Below are 21,872 nucleotides of genomic sequence, written 5' to 3' on the forward strand. Positions count from 1 at the left end.
AAAATGACATTAAATCGCTGATGATCTGTAGTAACCAACACTTAATCTGACAGACAATCTAGTTAGCGACCAGTTGCAAGTTCTTGTCCAGTCGCTTTTCGTTGACGATCGATTTGGCATCTTCGAAGGTTTCCATTGGCGTTTTGCCGTAACAGTAGCGACCGCTGTGCGGTCGCTCGTGGTTATAGCTCTTCATCCACTGGTCAAGATCTGTTTGCAGCTCCTCGATCGAGCTGAACATCTTCTTGCGGAATGCGACCTGGTAAAACTCCTGCAGCATGGTTTTGTGGAATCGTTCACAGATGCCGTTGGATTGTGGCCGCTTGGCCCTGGTCTTCGAGTGATCGATGTTCTCGATCGCCAGGTACAGTTGGTACTCGTGATGTTCACGGCTGCCACAGTACTCGGTGCCACGATCGGTGAGCATGCGCAGTACCGGCACGTCCTCTGCTTCGAAGAATGGAATCACCTGATCGTTTAACATATCGGCCGCGACCAACGCATTCTTGCGATCGTACAGCTTGGCAAACGCAACTCGCGAGTAGGTGTCGATCACCGTCTGCTGATAGATTCGCCCGACGCCCTTGATGGTGCCGACGTAGAACGTGTCCTGCGCCACCAGGTAACCGGGATGCTCGGTTTCGATTTCACCATGAGCTTCCTTCTCCAGCTTCGCTTTCTCCAGGGCCACGACCTGGGATTCGGTAAGGATAATACCATCTTGAGCCACTTTGGCCTCCAGAGCCTTCAGCCGCTTCTTGAACGTCTCCAGCTCATGCCGCAACCAGACGCTACGGACACCACCTGACGAGATCAGGATGCCCCGTTTCTTCAGTTCGTTGCTCACACGGACCTGGCCATAGGCCGGTTGTTCGAAGGCCATTTCGACCACCGCTTCTTCGACCTCCGCGGCCACACGATTCTTGACGACGGGCTTCTTCCGCGAGATCTCCTTGAGGGCCTCCTCACCGCCGTTGTCGTACAACTCTTTGAAGCGATAGAAGCTATCTCGCGAGTAGCCAAACACTTTACACGCTTCGGAGACGTTGCCCAGCCGCTCAGCGAGTTTCAGCAGGCCCAGCTTGTTCTTGATGATTTTCTGATCGTTACTCATCTCGGACACTCCTTGGGGGAAATGAGGCGGCCGCCGGCTGCAATCACTGCTATCACTCGCTGCGCTCGTTCAAGCAATGATTGCAGCCGGTACTCTAACCTCAAACCTTGGTTAGTGTCAGATTAAGTTTTGATATCTACAGATGATCTGCTTCTGAAAGCGATTTGTCCTCTTCAATAATCTGTTGACATTGATTGACGACATCAACAAGGTATACGAATTGTTCTTCGAGGAACTCCACTTCGTTCGCGACGCATTGCATCGGCGTGTTGATCTCATGAGCGATGCCTGCAGCCAGCTGACCAATCGACTCAAGACGACTTGAATGGGCGTGCTGGCGTTCCAATTCCTTCATAAAGGTCACTTCCTCAAGCAATCTTTCCGTTTCAGCTGCACGTTCGCGAAATACTTCGGCCGCAGCGGCCAATCGCCCTAACTCATCGTTACGGTCGTGGCCAGGAATCTGATCGCATGCTTCCCCTTCTGCCAGACGGTCGAAGGTTGCTGTAATAGCGTTTAAGGGCGGAGCTACGTCTCGTGCAATCAACCACGACACTGCCACACCAAGAACGATGGTTACTATCGAAAACAAATGGCTCATCCATTTGAAGCTATCACTGCGCTGTGCCATTTGCTTCGACAGTTCTGCAGCGCGGTGCGAATACTCTTGTTGAGTCGTTGAAGCTAGTACGTCGTCCCGGAAGTCATTTCCTATAGAGTTCAGGGAAGACGCGTTTGGCGTCTTTTCGATGGAAGGTCCAATTGATTTTGATTTTCTTCCGATTGCGGTCGCGTGAACAGTGGGAGAGTTCGCTTTGAACCTTGTCGAGCGAAGCCAACCGACGTCCCAGGCATTGTCGCTGTATGGCCGAGATTTCGATCTCGGCCATGTTGAGCCAACTGGCATGCTTGGGGGTAAAATGCCACACAATCCGCTCCAGCATTGGCCGAGCCGCCTCCTCGCCAAAGGTTTCGATCAACGACTTCTCGTTGTGCGTGTTGAGGTTGTCCATCACCAGATGAACCCGCTCTGCGTCGGGATAGCGCTTCAAGAGGTCGCGGACGAACCGGGCGAAGTCGGCTCGCTTGCGGTGACGCTTGGCCTGAACGAATCGCTTGCCCGCCTTCGGCTCGACCGCCACGAACACGCTGCAGGTTCCGCAGCGGCGGTACTCGTAGTCCTGCTTCGCGATCTTGCCGGGTGCCGCGGGCTCGGGCGGCCGCGCGTCGTCGACCCTCTGATAGGGCTGCTCGTCGAGGCAGACGACCGGCTCGTTCGGGTCGAGCGGCTTCTCGTACTGCTCGAGGACGTCCTCCATCCGCTCACAGAACTCGTCGTTCAGCTTGGGCACGCACCAAGTTTTTTTCGCCACGGCTTCAGGTCGTGTTCCTTGAGCCACAGCGAGACCTCCGTCACGCTGAGCGAATCGACGAAGCCTTCCTTCACCGCGTGCTCGCACAACAATTCCAGCGTCCAGCGAGCCCGTCCCTCGGGCGGCTCGCTGCACGCCAGGGCGATTACCTGTTGCTGCTGCCGCTTGGTGAACTCTGGGGGGCGGCCCGAGCGAGGCGCATCGTACACCGCCCGCTGGACGCCCTCTTCGCAGAACCGCTTTCGGACGGCTCGGACGTTGCGCGTCGTGCAGCCCACATGCTCGGCGATCTCTTCGTCGGTGCATCCCGAGTCCGATTTCAATAATATCTGGCAGCGACGCACCACTTGCGCCGCGCGGGCGCCTGAGCGTGCTAGCTGCTCCAAACCTCCACGGGCCTGGTGGTCCAGGCAAACAATGTGCTTTTTCATTCCGCAGCATATAGCAGCGGAATGGATTTCAGGAAAGACGTACTAGTACGTCGTCCCGGAAGTCATTTCCTATAGAGTTCAGGGAAGACGCGTTTGGCGTCTTTTCGATGGAAGGTCCAATTGATTTTGATTTTCTTCCGATTGCGGTCGCGTGAACAGTGGGAGAGTTCGCTTTGAACCTTGTCGAGCGAAGCCAACCGACGTCCCAGGCATTGTCGCTGTATGGCCGAGATTTCGATCTCGGCCATGTTGAGCCAACTGGCATGCTTGGGGGTAAAATGCCACACAATCCGCTCCAGCATTGGCCGAGCCGCCTCCTCGCCAAAGGTTTCGATCAACGACTTCTCGTTGTGCGTGTTGAGGTTGTCCATCACCAGATGAACCCGCTCTGCGTCGGGATAGCGCTTCAAGAGGTCGCGGACGAACCGGGCGAAGTCGGCTCGCTTGCGGTGACGCTTGGCCTGAACGAATCGCTTGCCCGCCTTCGGCTCGACCGCCACGAACACGCTGCAGGTTCCGCAGCGGCGGTACTCGTAGTCCTGCTTCGCGATCTTGCCGGGTGCCGCGGGCTCGGGCGGCCGCGCGTCGTCGACCCTCTGATAGGGCTGCTCGTCGAGGCAGACGACCGGCTCGTTCGGGTCGAGCGGCTTCTCGTACTGCTCGAGGACGTCCTCCATCCGCTCACAGAACTCGTCGTTCAGCTTGGGCACGCACCAAGTTTTTTTCGCCACGGCTTCAGGTCGTGTTCCTTGAGCCACAGCGAGACCTCCGTCACGCTGAGCGAATCGACGAAGCCTTCCTTCACCGCGTGCTCGCACAACAATTCCAGCGTCCAGCGAGCCCGTCCCTCGGGCGGCTCGCTGCACGCCAGGGCGATTACCTGTTGCTGCTGCCGCTTGGTGAACTCTGGGGGGCGGCCCGAGCGAGGCGCATCGTACACCGCCCGCTGGACGCCCTCTTCGCAGAACCGCTTTCGGACGGCTCGGACGTTGCGCGTCGTGCAGCCCACATGCTCGGCGATCTCTTCGTCGGTGCATCCCGAGTCCGATTTCAATAATATCTGGCAGCGACGCACCACTTGCGCCGCGCGGGCGCCTGAGCGTGCTAGCTGCTCCAAACCTCCACGGGCCTGGTGGTCCAGGCAAACAATGTGCTTTTTCATTCCGCAGCATATAGCAGCGGAATGGATTTCAGGAAAGACGTACTAGTAGCCTTTTCCACAACCGTTCTGTGATGTGCGAACGCACTCTTGATAGCGTTTGCCGAATAGCCCACTCCTACGACTGGAGGTTAGCATGCGCGACCCTCAGGTCAAACCGAACGCGCAGAACACCAGCAGCTTTCAGAGCACAGCTAGCATAACCGCTACGATACTCACTGTGACAAACAACCATGAGCTCAATGGCATATCCGGCGAATAGACACTACGCTTGTCCCTTCAGTGGCCATGGATCATTACCCACAAGCATTTCACTTAAGGTGATGCGCATCGTTGAAGACGAGACTGCAAAGCAATAGTGAGCGCGGGCTCTATCACTAAAGATCGAGGCAACCGATAGTTAATGATCAGAAATAACCTGCCGAGCGGAGTGCGACTCTTGCGAGGCTCCTGCGAATTCTATCTCTAAAGTGTAGTAACCAACACTTAATCTGACAGACAATCTAGTTAGCGACCAGTTGCAAGTTCTTGTCCAGTCGCTTTTCGTTGACGATCGATTTGGCATCTTCGAAGGTTTCCATTGGCGTTTTGCCGTAACAGTAGCGACCGCTGTGCGGTCGCTCGTGGTTATAGCTCTTCATCCACTGGTCAAGATCTGTTTGCAGCTCCTCGATCGAGCTGAACATCTTCTTGCGGAATGCGACCTGGTAAAACTCCTGCAGCATGGTTTTGTGGAATCGTTCACAGATGCCGTTGGATTGTGGCCGCTTGGCCCTGGTCTTCGAGTGATCGATGTTCTCGATCGCCAGGTACAGTTGGTACTCGTGATGTTCACGGCTGCCACAGTACTCGGTGCCACGATCGGTGAGCATGCGCAGTACCGGCACGTCCTCTGCTTCGAAGAATGGAATCACCTGATCGTTTAACATATCGGCCGCGACCAACGCATTCTTGCGATCGTACAGCTTGGCAAACGCAACTCGCGAGTAGGTGTCGATCACCGTCTGCTGATAGATTCGCCCGACGCCCTTGATGGTGCCGACGTAGAACGTGTCCTGCGCCACCAGGTAACCGGGATGCTCGGTTTCGATTTCACCATGAGCTTCCTTCTCCAGCTTCGCTTTCTCCAGGGCCACGACCTGGGATTCGGTAAGGATAATACCATCTTGAGCCACTTTGGCCTCCAGAGCCTTCAGCCGCTTCTTGAACGTCTCCAGCTCATGCCGCAACCAGACGCTACGGACACCACCTGACGAGATCAGGATGCCCCGTTTCTTCAGTTCGTTGCTCACACGGACCTGGCCATAGGCCGGTTGTTCGAAGGCCATTTCGACCACCGCTTCTTCGACCTCCGCGGCCACACGATTCTTGACGACGGGCTTCTTCCGCGAGATCTCCTTGAGGGCCTCCTCACCGCCGTTGTCGTACAACTCTTTGAAGCGATAGAAGCTATCTCGCGAGTAGCCAAACACTTTACACGCTTCGGAGACGTTGCCCAGCCGCTCAGCGAGTTTCAGCAGGCCCAGCTTGTTCTTGATGATTTTCTGATCGTTACTCATCTCGGACACTCCTTGGGGGAAATGAGGCGGCCGCCGGCTGCAATCACTGCTATCACTCGCTGCGCTCGTTCAAGCAATGATTGCAGCCGGTACTCTAACCTCAAACCTTGGTTAGTGTCAGATTAAGTTTTGATATCTACAGCTCATGATCATGATCGTGAGCCACAGCCCCATGGAACTGTACATCGTTGATCATCACCACTAACTGGGCTTCGGCGTGCCCTTCATCGAGATCTGCAGCAAGCTCTGCGTCGGACGATACGAATTTGGACGCCTGACCTGCGGGATCAGTTGCATCCGGAGTCGCTGACAAGCTGAATTGCTCTGCTTCACCATCATGGCTCAGATTGATCATTATCTCCGTTGCACTGATTGCCACTGGCACCTTTGCTTCTGCGTCCAGCAGGTAGACCGTCACGGTGCCGTTTGCATCGTCGTGAACCAACTCCGCATGATATTCTTCGCTGCCTAGCTCGATGAGCGTTCCGTGATGCGGCCCTTCGGTAGGATGCTCATGGGCGTCAGCGTGCTCAGGAGCTTTGGACTCTCCAGCAGGTTCCTTGGCGCAACCGACCACGATCGCGCATGACATAAATGCCATACAAGTATAGGTTAGTAGATTCCGTAACTTCATAAACAATCACCTCCAATGGTTAAACAGTCTTAAAACATCAACTCTTACCAGCGATAAGCCGACATCTACTCGTGTTCATCTTCCGCTATCAGTTCCACCTGAGCCGAACTTGCTTCGATGACTCGCTGTGCAGCTGTTTGGCCGAGTTTCCAAAACAAGGCTGGCCTCACCAAAAACTCCAGCAAAGTACTAGAGATCAGTCCCCCGATGATCACCGTAGCAACCGGGTAGAGAATCTCTTTCCCTGGTTCGCCAGCCGATAAGGCAAGAGGAATGAGTCCAATGCCTGAAGTGAGTGCGGTCATAAGCACCGGAGCAAGTCGATCCTTGCCCGCTCGAACCACCATTTCTGGTGTCCACGACTCTCCCTCATAGCGCACTAGGTGCAAGTAGTGGTTGATGAGCAATATGCCATTTCGCGAAGCGATTCCACACAGTGAGATGAACCCCACCATGCTAGCGATGGTAAGCGTTTGCCCGGTGAGATAGAGCGACGCAACGCTTCCAATGAAGGCCATCGGCAATGCGACCATCACTTGCAAGGCAAGGTTGGCTGAGTGGAATAACTTGTAGAGTACCAGGAACATCGCAACCAACGACACGCCAAATAGAATAGCGATCATCCGGGAAGCCGATTTCTGACTCTCGAATTGGCCGCCATATTCAATAAAGTACCCTGTTGGCAATTCGGCAACGATAGGCTTCAATTTGTTTTGAATATCGTTGACTACATCCACCAGCCCCCGATCCGAGACGTTGCACTGCACGACGATCCGGCGACGGACTTGCTCGCGATTGATAGTGTTCGGGCCAGCCGCCTTGTAGATACGCGCAATATCCTCCAATTTCACGGTTCCTCCCTGAGGCAACTCAATCCGCAGGCGTCGAAGCGATTCGATATCTTCGCGCGTGTTTTCCCCCAATCGAACCAGCAGATCAAACGTTTGCTGTCCGTCTAACACCTGGGAGACCACCTCGCCTTGCATGGCCGTTTCCACAAACTCGTTCACATCTGCTCTGCGCAGCCCGAACATTTTCAGCTTCTCCCCATCGGCTTCGATACGAAGCTGGGGAATGATCACTTGTTGTTCGACCTGCAAGTCACGTATGCCCGGCACATTGGCAATTGCTCCCCGAATCCCTTCTGCTTGTCTCCGCAGTTCATCGAGATCGTCGCCGTAGAGCTTTATAGCCACTTGAGCCTTTACACCCGAGAGCATGTGAGAGATCAAATGGGCGAGTGGTTGTTCTACAGCAGTGACGATACCGGGAAACTCTTCTAACACGTCACTAATCTCATCAATCACTTCATCGCGACTATGCTCCGAGTTCGGATCGACCGTGGCCACAAACTCCGTAACATTCACGCCCTCGGCATGCTCATCCAACTCTGCTCGCCCAGTCTTCCGAACGACGGCGACCAGGTCGTCCATTTCTGCCAGTCGCTCTTGCACCCGCTCTGCAATCTCGTTCGAAGTAGAGAGCGAAGTGCCTGGAGGAAGCAACACATTCACCTGAACCGCTCCCTCATTGAATGGGGGTAGAAAATCGCTTTCCCTTTGCAGCATCCCCCACCCCGCGATCGCTACCCCCACTAACGCCAAAGCAAGTAGCGGCCAGGCGAGGCTCAGGCTGGTGCGAATCACTCCCCCTGCGAGTAACTTCAACCCTCGCAACAAGGGCCCGTCTTTCTCTTCTGAATCGGTTTCATGATTTCCGAGCAGCCAATAGCTCAGCACCGGAGTGACCGTGAGGGACACTAGTAGTGAGGAGACAAGCGAGACGATATACGATACTCCCATCGGCCTGAACAACTGGCCTTCCATACCAGTCAGTGCGAACAACGGCACGAAAACCAGCACGACGATTAAGGTTCCATACACAATCGAATTGCGAATCTCAACACTTGCTTGAAACACCACGACGAGCGGATGCCTCGGTGAAGCGGCCGATCGATTCTCTCGCAGACGTCGGAAAATATTCTCGACATCGACAATCGCGTCGTCGACAAGTTCTCCAATCGCAACGGCTAGGCCACCTAGAGTCATCGTGTTCACCGAAAGCCCAAAGGCGGCAAACACGATCGCCGTGATCGCAATCGACAGTGGAATAGCCGTGAGCGTAATGAGAGTCGTACGTACATTTAGTAGAAAAAGAAAGAGAATGACAACTACGAGGGCTCCACCGTCGCGGAGGGCTTCAAACACGTTATCGATCGCCAAATCGATAAACTCTTTCTGCTGATAGAGTTCGGGCAGGACCTGCACATCGCTCGGCAGCGACGCTTGCATGTCTTGCAGCGCGGCAGTCACTCGATTCGTCACGTCCCGAGTATCGGCCTGTGGTTGCTTTAGAATCGTGAGCACTACGGCCGGGCCGCCGGTCATTTGCCCTTGGTCGTCACGATGAAATGCCGCACTATCCCCCCGCTTTACCTGCGCCCCTTCTACCACATCGGCTACCTGCGAAAGGGTGATCGATTGCTTCTCACGTTGCTTGACAACGATGCCACCGATCTGGTCGACCGTTTTCACACGCCCTAAAGAACGCACGAGAAACTCGTTGGGCCCCTGCTCGTCCAGGTATCCACCAGCGGTATTCTGATTGCTTTGCTCAAGCGATTGTTTCACTTCCTGCAACGTTACTCCGAATCGAAGCATGCGATCCGGATCCACAAGCACCTGAAACTGCTTGCGGTCTCCCCCCATCACAATCACTTGCGAGACCCCGGGAATCGTCAGCAAACGTTGCCGGACTGTCCAGTCAGCAAGCGTACGCAATTCAAGCGGGCTTGTCTCTCCGTCTGCAGTCAATCCAACGACCATGATTTGCCCCATGATCGACGAGATCGGCATCAGCTGTGGTTTCACGTTCGGCGGTAGCCGATCGTTCGCCAGCGCGAGTCGCTCGGTGACAATTTGGCGGTCGTTGTAGATGTCGGTTCCCCAATCGAACTCGACGTAGATAACCGAGAGACCGATGCCCGACGCGGTGCGTACTGCCTGAACGCCGGTAGCCCCGTTCAACACGGTCTCAATGGGGAAGGTGACTAGCGTCTCCACTTCCTCTGGGGCCATACCGGGGGCTTCGGTCATGACCACCACCCGTGGGCGGTTGAGATTCGGGAAGACGTCGATAGTCAATCGCGATGCCTGCCACGCTCCATAGCCCATGAGGAACAGGGCCATCGCAGCGACTAGCACACGATTGTGTAACGAAAAACGAATAATGGCATTGAGCACGGTTTGACTCCCCTTGCGTATCAATGGTTATGGCCAGCGTGGGGGTCGATAGCTCCGCCCGACTTGTTCTTGATTGCCAGATGCATCATGTAAGCACCTTTTCCGGCAATAACGTCGCCCTTAAAAACCGCTCCGTCGTTGGCAAGTACCACCGCGCGTTGATCGCGATAGCGAACGTGCACTGGCACTTGTTGGAACTGGTTGCCATTTTCACGATACACGTAGGCTTCGGCTCCTTCATCGATGACTGCGGTTGCCGGAACCACGATCTGCTTCTGCCACGACTCGATGGGGATGCTGAGTTCCATGCGTTGGCCAGGCTTAAACACCCATTCGAGGTACCGCGTGCCTTGCGGACTCGTCTTGTCCAGCGCAATACGATTCGGAAGTTGCACGTAGATTTTGAACGCCCGCGACACCGGATCAATCTGGCCAGCGACGTATTGAATGCGTAACCCCGTGAGCTGCGAGTCTTCCGACTCGCGATCAAGCTGTCGAGCGTTGACAGGCAGTTCTGACTCTGCAGCACGACGAATCGCCGCTGCATCGTCCTCGAATGCCAATGCTTCGATCAATAACTCACAATGGTCCGAGAGCAATGCTAGCTCCCGCCCCATATCCACATGCTCCCCCAAAGCAACTCCCAGGCTTTGTACGGTAAACCAGTGTGGGGTTTCTTCGTGCTCCGTCGGTTGATGCTCATCCGCATGCTTGGGTGCACGGATCGTGATCTCGCGAAACATGCGTCCCGAACGCTGGACCTCGCCCACTTGCTCTTCGTTCAAACCATGGAGCAGCATGGCCTGGCGGGCTGCATCGAGCGTTACCTGCAGACGATCCTGCTCATACTGCTGCTCCAGAATGCGTTTGCCGGCGACTACCCCATCGCCTAACTCTTGAAGTCTAGCAAGCTCGCGTTGCACTACGCTTAGCTTGGCTTGCGTCTCCAGAAACTCTCGTTGCGCGGCGACCAACTCTTCGTGGGTGAGTCGCACTTGAAACAATGGCTGGTTGGTATCCACTGCTTCGCCCGGCGAAATAAACACCTTCTGCACGATTCCGGTTAACGGAGCTGTGATGTGAACCTGCGATCTGCCGGGACGCTCGACGACACTGGCCGGCAGGTTGAGTTCCCGCACGTAATCGGTTGGCTCGACCACAAACGGCTCAAAACCGATATTCTTGAGGCCCCGTTCGGTCAACTTGATGGTTCCCCCAACCGATGACTCCTCGTGGTCGTGACCGGCGTGGGGATCTTGCTCGCCGACCTGATCTGTCGCGCTACGAACAAGCGGCAGCCACTTGTCGCGAGCGAGGGCTCCGACACCGACGATGGCAACAAGAGCCACGACGAAGATGGCTGCGAATCTAGTAGATCTGTTTTGTGAATTTGTGGGCATCTCCACCCTTCCCTCCCGCGCACACCAGCAAGGCACAACGGCCAAAGGCAACGCGCAACGAGACACATGGCTCATGAATCAGGCAACTGCTAGCAACAGAAGGCAACCTCTTCTAGCTGGCACCTGGAACTCAGATACCGCAAAGTGTTGCCGTAGGAGCAGAATCAGATAAGAAGCACACTCTTCGCGAGATGCGCGCGCACCGGTAGCGGACTTGCACTGTCGCCTGACAGTTGCGGATAGCTCCGCCAACTGGCAACCAACGGTAGGACTGGTGTCTGAACATCACAGCAGAGCGGGTGGGCAAGTAGCATCACATCCAGTGCCTGACCGTGATGATCGGTCACCACCCAGCGGCAATGGTCCTCTTCACATTCATCCTGATGGAAGGGATGGTGATGGCCTTGCTCAGATGGAGCTTGGCACTCAGCGTGATCATGACTGCCACTTGCATGTTCGTGAGAGTCATGCTCGCAAGCACGATGCGTTGTCGGTGCCGAGGAGCAGCACGCCTCGTCGCCATGCGCATGATGACCACAGCACCCCAGTAGGGCGTGGATCAATACGGAAATGGCGATTAAAGGACGAATGGCTAACTCCAGCTAAGTTCCACCAAGACACAAAGGAGGCGACGCATAAATGTATCCCACTAAATCTGGTGGGGCAACGGCATTCGCCGGATCTGTGTGAGCATTGCCAGCAATTAACTGCTGATTCGATTCGGGTGGAATCGTTGTTTACAGCCCCTTTTCGACCATTTACTGCGTGAACTTTCACACATCTGCGAGCAATTGCAGGAGTAGTGTATGAGTGGAGTCTCATTTCAGACACTCCCAGTCACACAGCGTAGCTCAAGGAGCAGATTCTACGGTTTGTAGGCCCGCTGGCAAGCGCCTACGACGCAGTGTTGCCATTTGCCGAACGTTTTTTTCTCTGGCATGAGAGTTGCCAATTACTTGTTTCGCTTCGAGCAGATGTTCACGTCGAACGCAGTTTGGCCATGCTTCGGAGCTTGCTTTCGAACCCTATTTGGTTCCGAGAATTAGGAGGTACTTCCATGAAACGCCTAGCTTATTCGTTGCTGTTCCTAGCGGCACTCGCTGTGTCAGGCAGCGTTGCTTCTGCTTCGACGCACTTTGGAAGAATGGCTTTCGTGCATCACCATTCTCCCTCCACTTCGCACGTTACTATCCCCCAGGAGTAGTATTCTAAGGCGGTTGTAGTTTGTCTAACGCGTCCGAATCCAGGCGGTTCGGACGCGTTTTTTTAGACCGAACCGCCAACGATTAATACAGCCCGTAACGATGCATTTTGTAGTGGAGCGTACGAACACTTACACCCAGCGCCTTGGCGGTGTTCTCGCGATGGTATCCACATGCGGCAAGGGCGGCTTGAATCGCAGTCTTTTCTGCTTCCACCACGGCGTCGGCTAACGAGCAAAGATCTGCAGGACTAGCCTGATTGTTGGCTGGGTCGAAATCGGCAGGCACGTCGTCGGCATGGATCGTATCGGAGTGAACTGTCACGACTAACCGTTCCACCATATTGCGAAGCTGCCGGACGTTGCCCGGCCAGCGTGCACCGACCAATCGCTGCAGTGCGTCGGCCGACAAAGTCTTGAGCGGCCGCGCGTGCTTCTTGCAGAACCGAGACAGGAAGTGCTCGACGAGCACCGGGATATCCTCACGACGCTGACGTAACGGAGGCAGATGGATCGGAACCACGTTGAGTCGATAGTACAGGTCTTCGCGGAACGCTCCCTCTTCTACTTCTTCAGCAGCTAGTTTGTTGGTCGCCGAAATCAATCGCACGTCACATTCCAGGACCTCTTCGCCACCGATGCGAGTGTAATATTGCGTTTCCAATACACGCAGCAAGTCGACCTGACACTTGGCTGGGATCTCAGTAATTTCGTCCAGGAACAGCGACCCTCCCGCAGCCCGCTCAAAGCACCCAGGCTTCTGACGCGATGCGCCAGTAAAGGCACCTTTCTCGTGACCAAACAGTTCGCTCTCGAGCAACGTTTCGGGCAGCGCTCCAAGGTTCACCGCCACGAAGGCTTTGTCGCTACGGTCACTCAGGTCGTGCAGTGCGCGGGCGACCAGTTCTTTACCGGTTCCACTCTCGCCACAGATCATCACTGTAGCATCGGTGCGGGCGACCTGACGAACCTCGCGCAGCACGCTCAGCATCGAGGAACTGTTACCAATAATGCCGGAGACTTCCCCCGCGTCGGCCAATCGTGAGCGCAGCTCGTGCACTTCGTGCTGCAGCAAGTGATGTTCACGCGCCTTGCGAACCTGTTGACGGATCAGGTCGAGATCGAGTGGCTTCGAGATAAAATCAAATGCACCAAGCCGCATCGCTTCGACAGCCGTCTCGACGGTGCCATGCGCGGTGATCACGATCACGCTCGTTTGCGGACGACTTTGCAGCAACCGTTCCAGTAGCTCCAGGCCGTTCATCGCACTAGGCAAGCGAACATCGACAATCACCAACTGAAAGGGGTTCTTCTTAAATTGCTGCAACGCGCTGTCGGCATCTCCTGCCAGGGCGATGAAGTCGGCCTCTTTCGCGAGCCCCTTCTCAAGCCCCGAACGGATGTTGGGCTCGTCGTCCACAATCAGAATGCCAAACCTCGCGTCGTTCACCATCGTGTTATCCGCATGCAAATAAGAGGTTTCCTCAACCTTGAACTCTGGAGAGGTCTGCTGCTCAATCAAACCTTGTTTCGACATCGAACTCATCCAACGGGGCTACACCGTTCAGCGGGAAGCATCACGGTAAAGGTAGTACCATGAGACCCCGACTCGAAGTCGATGGTCCCGTAATGTTGCCTGACGATCTTTTCACAGATCGCAAGTCCCATGCCAGTTCCAGTGCTCCGGGTGGTGAAATACGGATCAAATATCTTCGACTGCAGATTCTTGGGAATACCTGCCCCACTGTCAGCGACTCTCAAGGCCACGGAATCATTAAAACTCTCCACGGTAACTTCCAGCGTGCCGCCGGCTGGCATGGCCGCCAGGGCGTTGAGCATCAGGTTCAACAGCACCTGTTCCATGCGGATTCCGTCGAGACGCACCTCGGGAAGTGGCTCGTCTGGCAGTTGGCTACTTAGCTGCACTCTTTGCTTCTCCGCCTGTGGTTTTACCAGGCGAATGACCTTCTGGATCAGCGACTTGAGATCGACCAGTTGGAGCTCGAGTTTGTCTACCGAGGCAAAGTCGCGGAAGTTTTCGAGAACCCTCGTGATTCGATGGGTCTCCTCCGCAAGCACGTCCAAGGCGGCCCGAGTGTCGGGCGAGGGATTCTCTTCCTGCATCCCCTCTCGCAGTAATTGCACATGAAGTGCCAGGGCACTTAGCGGGTTCTTGATTTCGTGCTGCAAACCAGCCGCCAGCGATCCCAAGCTCATGTAACGTTCCATGCGTCGCAATCGCTGTTCAATGAGTACTTTCTCGGTCACATCCCGCACATGAACTACCGACCCGATCAGGCGTTGAAGGTGATCACGCAACAACGTGCACCCTGCTCTCAGGGTTCTTGGGTGCCCGTCGTATTCCATCACGTAATCTATATCACGGATACTGGCGTGTGTGCTCAGGACTTCCTGACAAATGTTCGTCAGTGTTTGGTGCGAATTCGGAAAGTGCTTGGGGCCGTCACCCTGCTCCTCTTGCTCGGGCCACAATAGCGACTCAGCGCAGGGGTTGAAACTCAATATCTCCGCATTTTGATCGGTCGTGATAATACCGAGGTCTAAGCTGGCAAGAATGTCGGTAGCCAATACTTTGGTAACTCTTAAAGAACTCTCGCTACTCAAATAGGCGCGTACCAACAGGACAACCGCACCACTCAACACGACGGTGTTAAGGATCAGCAGCAGGGCTAGTTGCGACTGAAACCGCAAATTTCCTGCCAACTCCGTCGCTTCTGGCAAGTCACTTGCAGGTAGATGGTGTGAGAGTTCCTTCAGGATTTGTATTTCCCGAGAGAAATCCACCAAGATCCAGGCCGTAACTAACAACGCAGTCAGGCTGAAAAGTGCGAGTCCTGCGATTGCCCACCTTGGACCTATCCCTTGCGGAGACTGATTTTCATGAAACATGGCCGTGATTCTTACTTGCTTCCGCGTGCAATTCATTGCAGACCGGGTGCAGTGAGTTGCATGAAATTGTCCCAAAACCCTAAAGCTACACCGGAGGATAGGTAATCTGTACCCATTCCCCGACTTGAAGAGCGCCGACTAACTCAACGCAATCAGGCCGTCCGATAGTGCAGTTGTAATTGTAACTACTGTACCCCACCACCCGGATCGGCTTTCTCTGGCAGCTGCTTGGCCTGCCGGAGGCCCTGACGACTATCGGACCCCACGCTCGCCCCGCGATGGCTCCCCCATAGGGAGCCCCGCAAACTCCCCCCCACCTATCCCACCTCCCACCCAGGCGATCCAGCCTTTGAGCAAGGCAATAAAGAGAACATCCGATATGAGAACCCCCCGATCCATTGTCGCTTTTGTTGCGGCCACCTGCTTTATCGTGAGTGGTTGTGAGAAACCAGAAGCGGAAGAGCATCACGAAGAACATCACCGCATCATTGTCACCAGCCCCAAAGTTGAGGACGTGACAACCACCCAGCTTTACGTCTGTCAAATTCACTCGTGTCGCCATATTGAGGTGTGCGCGTTGGATGGTGGTTACCTTGAGAAGATTCCTGTGAACGAAGGCCAGTCGGTGAATCAGGGAGACTTGATGTTCAAGATCCTTCCTACCATCTACAAGGCCAAACTCGACTCGGAACTCGCCGAGGCCGATCTCGCCCGTATTGAGTACGAGAACACCAAGAAGCTATTCGAGGACAAAGTTGTTTCCGACAAGGAAGTAGCACTCGCAAAAGCCAAGCTCGATAAAGCGTTGGCCAATGCCCAGCTGGCCCAAGCGGAACTCGACTTCACCGACGTCCGAGCTCCATTCCCTGGCATCATCGACCGCTTGCACCACCAACAGGGCAGCCTGATCGAAGATGGTGACATGCTAACTACGCTGTCCGATAACAGCACAATGTGGGTGTACTTCAATGTGCCTGAAGCACGGTACCTGGAGTACAAGACCGCCACCAAAGAGAACGCAGGCGACCTGCACATCGAGTTGATGCTGGCCAATGGCAAGCAATTCAACCAGCATGGAAAAATCGGTGCTATCGAAGCCGACTTCAATAACGAAACCGGTAACATCGCCTTCCGGGCCGACTTCCCCAACCCCGAAGGCCTGCTGCGGCACGGACAAACGGGCACCGTGGTCATCAAGCAGGTGGAAGAAAACGCGGTGGTTATTCCGCAACGTGCCACGTTTGAGATTCTGGCCAAGCGATATGTATTCGTTGTGGAAGACGACAACATCGTGCACCAGCATGAGATCAAAGTTGAACACGAAATGGAGGATATTTTCGTCATCGACAGCACACTGAAAGCAAGCGACAAGATTGTGCTTGAAGGGATTCGACAGATTCGCGACGGCGATGAAGTGGAATACGAATTCAGTGAGCCAGAAGTGGTTCTCGCCAACCTGAAATACAGAGCGGAGTAGGGACCACAAGAATGTTTACGAAGTTTCTCCATCGACCTGCTTTGGCGATCGTCATATCGCTGATCATCCTCTTCCTGGGTGGCCTGGGTATTGAGACGCTGCCGGTGTCGCAATACCCCTCGGTCGCTCCTCCTACGGTTCAAGTTTCGATTGCCTACCCTGGTGCTAGCGCGAACGTGCTGGTCGACTCGGTTCTGATTCCCTTGGAACAGTCGATCAACGGCGTGCAAGACATGCGCTACATTGCTTCCGACGCTACGAGTGCCGGCGAAGCAACCATTCGCATCTACTTCGAGCCTGGTACCGACCCCAATATCAACGTGGTGAACGTACAAAACCGCGTGAATATTGTGATGAACCGCCTGCCGGAACTGGTGCAACGCGAAGGTATTCTCGTCAGCCAAGTGGTGCCGAGTATGCTGATGTACGTAAACGTCTACAGCACCGATCCCAATGCGGACCAGAAGTTCCTCTACAACTTTGCCAATACCGAGATCATGCCAGTGATCAAACGTATCAAAGGCATGGGTCTGCCGACCAACCTCGGTAACCGGTCGTACGCGATGCGTGTCTGGTTGAATCCCGAGCGCATGCGGGCGTATAGCATCTCGTCGGAAGACGTGATGGAGGCCCTGGCCGAGCAGAGCATCATCGGCTCGCCAGGTCGTCTTGGCCAAGCGACAGGTCGCACTTCGCAAACGATGGAGTATGTGCTGACGTACGTCGGTCGGTACAACACCGAAAAGCAATACGAAAACATCATTCTTCGGGCCAATCCCGAGGGTGAGATCCTGCGACTTAAAGACATTGCGGAAGTGGAACTCGGTTCGGAGTTTTTCGATATTTACTCTGATATCGACGGGCACCCAGCCGCTTCGATCATTCTGAAGCAAAGCCCCGGTTCGAATGCGGCCGACGTGATTGAAGAAATCAAGACGACGCTCGACGACATCAAAGAGAAACGCTTCCCGCCGGGCATGGACTATGAACTTGCCTACGACGTGTCGAAGTTCCTCGACGCTTCGATCGAAAAAGTGCTTCATACGCTTCTCGAAGCGTTTATTCTCGTGTCGCTTGTGGTCTACATGTTCCTCGGCGACTTGCGTTCGACGTTGATTCCAACGCTGGCGGTCCCGGTGTCGTTGATCGGTACGTTTTTCGTGCTCAAACTCTTTGGTTTGTCGATCAACCTGATCACTTTGTTTGCGATGGTGCTGGCCATCGGCGTGGTGGTCGACGACGCCATCGTGGTGGTCGAGGCGGTCCATGCCAAGATGCATGAAAAACACCTGTCGCCTTATCGAGCGACCATGGAAGTGATTCATGAGATCAGCGGTGCAATCGTTGCCATTACGCTGGTGATGACCGCCGTGTTTGTGCCGGTCACGTTCGTTCCTGGACCGGTCGGTACCTTTTACCGACAGTTCGGTATTACGATGGCAACCTCTATTATCTTGTCGGGTGTCGTCGCCCTTACGCTGACTCCTGTGCTGTGTGCGATGATTCTCAAACCACACGTCCCAGCCGAGGCCAAGGCGGCAAAAGCAGCGAAGAAACGCTCGCTGTTCAAGACCATCCTGCTCGCCATCGGTGGCCTGTTGGTCCTCGCTGGCATTACTTATGTTGCTTACGAGCTGTGGGGCTGGGTTGGGTTCTTGCTATTGCTGGTACCTTTGGTACGTGGGCCGTTCGACAAAGCGGTCGACATCGGCACCAACATCTACGTCGCCTGCGTGCGACTGGTGGTCACACGGCGGGTCTTCACAGTACTGCTGATCGCAGCATTCGGAGCGGGCATCTACTTTGTCGACCTGATCCTGCCAACCGGCTTCATCCCTGGCGAAGACCAAGGCATCATCTACGGCATCGTGCAAACTCGTCCAGGGTCGACGCTCGAATACACCAACGAGAAGTCGCACGAACTGCAGAAGATTGCCAAGGAGTTCGACGAAGTGACTTCGGTGACTTCTTTGGCCGGCTACGAAGTGCTGACCGAAGGACGTGGTTCGAACGCTGGTACTTGTATCATTAACCTCAAGGACTGGAACGAGCGCAAACTAAGCGCTCGCGATCTTATCAAAGAACTCGAAGAACGCTGCCAGGAAATTAGCGACGTAAAGATCGAGTTTTTCGAACCTCCTGCGGTGCCAGGCTTTGGTGCTGCTGGTGGTTTCTCGATGCGGTTGTTGGACCAGACCAATAGCTCCGACTATCAGAAACTCGGTGAAGTGACCGACACGTTCATGGCCGCTTTGCGTGAACGCCAAGAGCTCAAAGGTCTCTTCACGTTCTATACGAGTGACTACCCACAGAAGGAACTGATTATCAACAACGACGTCGCAATGCAAAAAGGCGTCTCCATTAAAACGGCTCTAGAAAACATCAACATTCTGATTGGTAGCACCTACGAGCAGGGCTTCATTCGCTTCAACCAGTTCTACAAGGTTTACGTTCAGGCTTCGCCCGAGTTTCGGCGTTTCCCTGAAGACCTTGAGAACTTGTTCGTCAAGAATGAAGCGGGCGAAATGGTTCCTTACTCGGCGTTCATGACCATCGACGATCGTAAGGGCCTGAACGAAATCACTCGTTACAACCTGTACCCTTCGGCCGCGATCCAAGGAGCTCCCGCGGCTGGCTACAGTAGTGGCCAGGCGATTGCCGCCATTAAGGAAGTAGCTGCCGAGGTGTTGCCGAACGGGTACGACATCGGCTGGGAAGGCCTGTCGTTCGACGAGTCCAAAGAAGGCCACGAAACGGTTTACATTTTCATCATCGTGGTCGCCTTTGTGTACTTGGTGCTGGTTGGTCAGTACGAGAGCTTCATCATTCCTCTGGCGGTGATTCTGTCGCTGCCGATCGGTGTGTTTGGCTCGTTCTTGTTCCTCAAAGCCATGGGGCTCGCGAATGACGTGTACGCCCAAATTGGTTTGGTGATGCTCGTCGGCTTGCTCGGAAAGAATGCGATTCTGATTGTGGAATTTGCCGTTCAACGCCGGCAGCAAGGCGCGTCGATATCCGAAGCAGGCGTGGACGGCGGACGACTACGTTTCCGCCCGATCCAAATGACTTCGTTCGCTTTTATCGCTGGTCTTATTCCGTTGGTGATTGCCACCGGAGCCGGCGCCATCGGAAACCGCACCATCGGCACGACAGCCGCAGGTGGCATGCTGGTGGGAACCATTGTCGGGGTACTGGTCATTCCAGGACTCTATTACTTGTTTGGCAGGATTGCCGACAATCGACACTTAATCAAGGATGAACATTATGACCCGCTTAGTGAACTCTTTGAGCGAGAAGAGTAAACGACTGGTTGTTTCGGCAACGGTCGTCACTGGCATCCTGTTAGCAATTCCAGGTTGTGGTATTCCCCAATACTGTTGTGCCGAACGAGGACCGGCTGTGCCCGACTCGTTCAACGGCATGGCGAACGATGAAAATTCGGCTCAACTCGGTTACCGCGAGTTCTTCGAAGATCCCATGCTTACCGGCTTGATCGACGATGCACTCGTAGGTAACCAAGAGCTGAAAATCATGCGGCAGGAAATCCGCATCGCCGCGCTCGAAGTACAAGCTCGTCGCGGTGAGTACCTGCCGTTTGTCTCGCTCGGAGCGTTCGCTGGTCTCGACAAAGCCAGCCGCTTCACTCGCGAAGGGGCGGTCGAGGATCAATTGCAAGTCGCTCCTGGCAAGGGATTCCCAGACCCACTCCCCAACTTCATGCTCGCCGCGGATGTATCGTGGGAAATCGACATCTGGAAGAAACTGCGTAACGCGAAAAACGCTGCCGCCTATCGCTACCTTGGCACACGCGAAGGGCAAACCTACGTGGTCACCCGACTCGTAGCCGAAGTTGCCGAGAACTATTACGAGCTCATGGCGCTCGACAACCGCCTGGAAACCCTGGAGCAAACCATTGCCATCCAGGAGCAAAGCCTGAAGATGACCAAGGACCTCAAGGATGCAGGTCGCGCTACCGAGCTTGCCGTGCAGCGTTTCCAGGCCGAAGTTCAGAAGAACCAAAGCGAACGCACAATCATTCGGCAGGATATCCTGGAAGTCGAAAACCGCTTGAACTTCTTGCTTGGTCGTTATCCTCAAACCATCAATCGGTTGTCGGCTGATTACATTGATTTGACCGCTCAACGTTTGAATGTCGGGGTACCGTCGCAGTTGATGCTCAATCGCCCCGACATCCGTCAGGCCGAACGCGAACTCGCTGCTGCTGGGCTCGACATCAAAGTCGCTCGGGCGCGGTTCTATCCTTCGCTTACGCTCACCGCCGGTGTTGGTTACGAAGCGTTTAACACCGAGTATCTGTTCCGCAGCCCCGAGTCGCTCATCTACGGTGCGGCCGGCGAGCTCGTTGCTCCGCTCATCAACAAGAAGGCGATCAAAGCAGCTTACAGCACTGCGAACGCCAAGCAGATTCAAGCGGTTTACAACTACCAACAAACCGTGCTGAATGCTTACACCGAAGTGCTCAACCGCATCTCGAAGGTCGAGAACTACGGGCAGAGCATCGAAGTCAAGAAGCAACAGCTCGCTTCGCTGGAATCCTCGGTCGACAATGCGACCAAACTGTTCCAGAACGCTCGTGCGGAATACATGGAAGTGTTGCTCGCTCAGCGTGACATGATGGAAGCCAAGATGGACTTGATCGAAACCAAGCAGCAGCAACTCACCGCGGTGGTGAACGCCTACCAGGCGCTCGGCGGCGGTGCTCGTGCTGGGTTCGATCTGCTGAACTTCCCCGAGGAACTCACCCCGGTGCGAATGCCGAGTCCTCCGGAAGAAGAAGCACCGATGGAAGCCCCCGAAGGAACGTTGTAGTCCTCGCGGAACGATTACACTCGAAGCCTTGATTCGTTTGTCTCCTTCGAATGGGATGGGCCCCCACTTCGGCTGAATAAGCCAAGTGGGGGCCTTATTTATTTGTCCCTCTCTTCGCGCGCAGCCTCTCCGTCCCCCGAGCGACGTACTCGGAGCGGACCCCCTCTAGCGAGCGGGTTCTGTCAGTCACGATTCGCTGCTTCGACGCGCCGATGAATAGATTCCCAATTTTCCCATCGATGGGTAAATTGAATCAGGACACACTCTATAAAACCAGCGGTTTCTGCGATCGAATAGATTCCCATTTCCAAAAACGCATCCGATGGGAATCTATTTTCTCGCTGCATAGCGATCGTAAGTCTTTTCCAGTAAACAGCTTACATTCACACCTCCGTTCAAAATGCCCAGAATAGATTCCCACCGGTGGGAATCTATTCTGGAAGGGTCGACGATCAGGGAATTCATGGGTTTTCGAGTCCTAGCTTGCCTATCTTGTTTATATACATTTGACCATATATGCCGGCCATTTCCCATCGAAAACT

At 54.7% G+C, this 21,872-nt stretch carries 15 protein-coding genes; 3 read left to right on the forward strand and 12 right to left on the reverse strand.

The annotated features are described in order from the left end of the window. Positions 1 to 58 precede the first annotated feature (58 nt). From Pan181_RS13305 to Pan181_RS13360, 12 genes are all read right to left on the reverse strand, one after another. Entirely contained in the window at positions 59 to 1,114 is a 1,056-nt protein-coding gene (locus Pan181_RS13305) for an IS481 family transposase (protein WP_145246897.1), read from the reverse strand. A gap of 136 nt (positions 1,115 to 1,250) precedes the next feature. Continuing rightward, positions 1,251 to 1,745, reverse strand: coding sequence for a hypothetical protein (locus Pan181_RS26130; RefSeq protein ID WP_197528319.1), 495 nt, complete (start codon positions 1,743 to 1,745; stop codon positions 1,251 to 1,253). Between the two features lie 73 nt (positions 1,746 to 1,818). Beyond that, complete coding sequence (locus Pan181_RS13315) at positions 1,819 to 2,466, reverse strand: IS630 family transposase (protein WP_145244957.1); 648 nt, start codon at positions 2,464 to 2,466, stop codon at positions 1,819 to 1,821. Then, positions 2,454 to 2,918, reverse strand: coding sequence for a helix-turn-helix domain-containing protein (locus tag Pan181_RS13320; protein WP_145244956.1), 465 nt, complete (start codon positions 2,916 to 2,918; stop codon positions 2,454 to 2,456). The genes Pan181_RS13315 and Pan181_RS13320 overlap by 13 nt, the downstream gene beginning before the upstream one ends. Before the next feature lie 62 nt (positions 2,919 to 2,980). Next, positions 2,981 to 3,628 (reverse strand): IS630 family transposase, encoded by a 648-nt coding sequence (locus Pan181_RS13325; protein WP_145244957.1) that lies wholly within the window; start codon positions 3,626 to 3,628, stop codon positions 2,981 to 2,983. Continuing rightward, entirely contained in the window at positions 3,616 to 4,080 is a 465-nt protein-coding gene (locus Pan181_RS13330) for a helix-turn-helix domain-containing protein (protein ID WP_145244956.1), read from the reverse strand. Before Pan181_RS13330 ends, Pan181_RS13325 begins: the two co-directional genes overlap by 13 nt. Before the next feature lie 500 nt (positions 4,081 to 4,580). Continuing rightward, on the reverse strand, positions 4,581 to 5,636 hold the full coding sequence (locus Pan181_RS13335) for an IS481 family transposase (RefSeq protein WP_145246897.1): 1,056 nt from the start codon (positions 5,634 to 5,636) through the stop codon (positions 4,581 to 4,583). Between the two features lie 136 nt (positions 5,637 to 5,772). Further along, positions 5,773 to 6,270 carry a hypothetical protein gene (locus tag Pan181_RS13340; protein ID WP_145247296.1) on the reverse strand — a complete coding sequence of 166 codons (498 nt, stop codon included), beginning with the start codon at positions 6,268 to 6,270 and terminating at the stop codon, positions 5,773 to 5,775. A 65-nt stretch (positions 6,271 to 6,335) separates the two neighbouring features. Beyond that, on the reverse strand, positions 6,336 to 9,512 hold the full coding sequence (locus Pan181_RS13345; protein WP_145247297.1) for an efflux RND transporter permease subunit: 3,177 nt from the start codon (positions 9,510 to 9,512) through the stop codon (positions 6,336 to 6,338). A 20-nt stretch (positions 9,513 to 9,532) separates the two neighbouring features. Next, a complete protein-coding gene (locus Pan181_RS13350) occupies positions 9,533 to 10,861 on the reverse strand; it encodes an efflux RND transporter periplasmic adaptor subunit (protein ID WP_197528320.1) in 1,329 nt (442 codons plus the stop codon). A 1,337-nt stretch (positions 10,862 to 12,198) separates the two neighbouring features. Further along, positions 12,199 to 13,563, reverse strand: a complete 1,365-nt coding sequence (locus tag Pan181_RS13355) for a sigma-54-dependent transcriptional regulator (RefSeq protein WP_145252201.1) — start codon at positions 13,561 to 13,563, stop codon at positions 12,199 to 12,201. Positions 13,564 to 13,655: 92 nt separating this feature from the next. Beyond that, the gene (locus Pan181_RS13360; RefSeq protein ID WP_145247299.1) at positions 13,656 to 15,023 is read right to left on the reverse strand and encodes a two-component system sensor histidine kinase NtrB; all 1,368 of its coding nucleotides are present in this window, start codon (positions 15,021 to 15,023) and stop codon (positions 13,656 to 13,658) included. Between the two features lie 379 nt (positions 15,024 to 15,402). Between Pan181_RS13360 and Pan181_RS13365 the strand changes: the two genes are divergently transcribed. The 3 genes from Pan181_RS13365 to Pan181_RS13375 are packed head-to-tail and all read left to right on the forward strand — an operon-like array spanning position 15,403 to position 21,330. Beyond that, complete coding sequence (locus Pan181_RS13365; protein ID WP_145247300.1) at positions 15,403 to 16,500, forward strand: efflux RND transporter periplasmic adaptor subunit; 1,098 nt, start codon at positions 15,403 to 15,405, stop codon at positions 16,498 to 16,500. 11 nt (positions 16,501 to 16,511) lie between these two features. Next, on the forward strand, positions 16,512 to 19,802 hold the full coding sequence (locus Pan181_RS13370; RefSeq protein ID WP_145247301.1) for an efflux RND transporter permease subunit: 3,291 nt from the start codon (positions 16,512 to 16,514) through the stop codon (positions 19,800 to 19,802). Further along, entirely contained in the window at positions 19,765 to 21,330 is a 1,566-nt protein-coding gene (locus tag Pan181_RS13375; RefSeq protein WP_231943582.1) for a TolC family protein, read from the forward strand. Before Pan181_RS13370 ends, Pan181_RS13375 begins: the two co-directional genes overlap by 38 nt. Positions 21,331 to 21,872: the final 542 nt, after the last annotated feature.

It is taken from the genome of Aeoliella mucimassa, assembly GCF_007748035.1.
Lineage (GTDB): Bacteria > Planctomycetota > Planctomycetia > Pirellulales > Lacipirellulaceae > Aeoliella > Aeoliella mucimassa.

What these genes read in the sequence shown, in the direction of transcription:
- Pan181_RS13335 (WP_145246897.1), bottom strand. Translation starts at nt 5,636, where the DNA reads ATGAGTAACGATCAGAAAATCATCAAGAACAAGCTGGGCCTGCTGAAA.
- Pan181_RS13330 (WP_145244956.1), bottom strand. Translation starts at nt 4,080, where the DNA reads ATGAAAAAGCACATTGTTTGCCTGGACCACCAGGCCCGTGGAGGTTTG.
- Pan181_RS13375 (WP_231943582.1), top strand. Translation starts at nt 19,765, where the DNA reads ATGACCCGCTTAGTGAACTCTTTGAGCGAGAAGAGTAAACGACTGGTT.
- Pan181_RS13320 (WP_145244956.1), bottom strand. Translation starts at nt 2,918, where the DNA reads ATGAAAAAGCACATTGTTTGCCTGGACCACCAGGCCCGTGGAGGTTTG.
- Pan181_RS13305 (WP_145246897.1), bottom strand. Translation starts at nt 1,114, where the DNA reads ATGAGTAACGATCAGAAAATCATCAAGAACAAGCTGGGCCTGCTGAAA.
- Pan181_RS13370 (WP_145247301.1), top strand. Translation starts at nt 16,512, where the DNA reads ATGTTTACGAAGTTTCTCCATCGACCTGCTTTGGCGATCGTCATATCG.
- Pan181_RS26130 (WP_197528319.1), bottom strand. Translation starts at nt 1,745, where the DNA reads ATGGCACAGCGCAGTGATAGCTTCAAATGGATGAGCCATTTGTTTTCG.
- Pan181_RS13340 (WP_145247296.1), bottom strand. Translation starts at nt 6,270, where the DNA reads ATGAAGTTACGGAATCTACTAACCTATACTTGTATGGCATTTATGTCA.
- Pan181_RS13365 (WP_145247300.1), top strand. Translation starts at nt 15,403, where the DNA reads ATGAGAACCCCCCGATCCATTGTCGCTTTTGTTGCGGCCACCTGCTTT.
- Pan181_RS13360 (WP_145247299.1), bottom strand. Translation starts at nt 15,023, where the DNA reads ATGTTTCATGAAAATCAGTCTCCGCAAGGGATAGGTCCAAGGTGGGCA.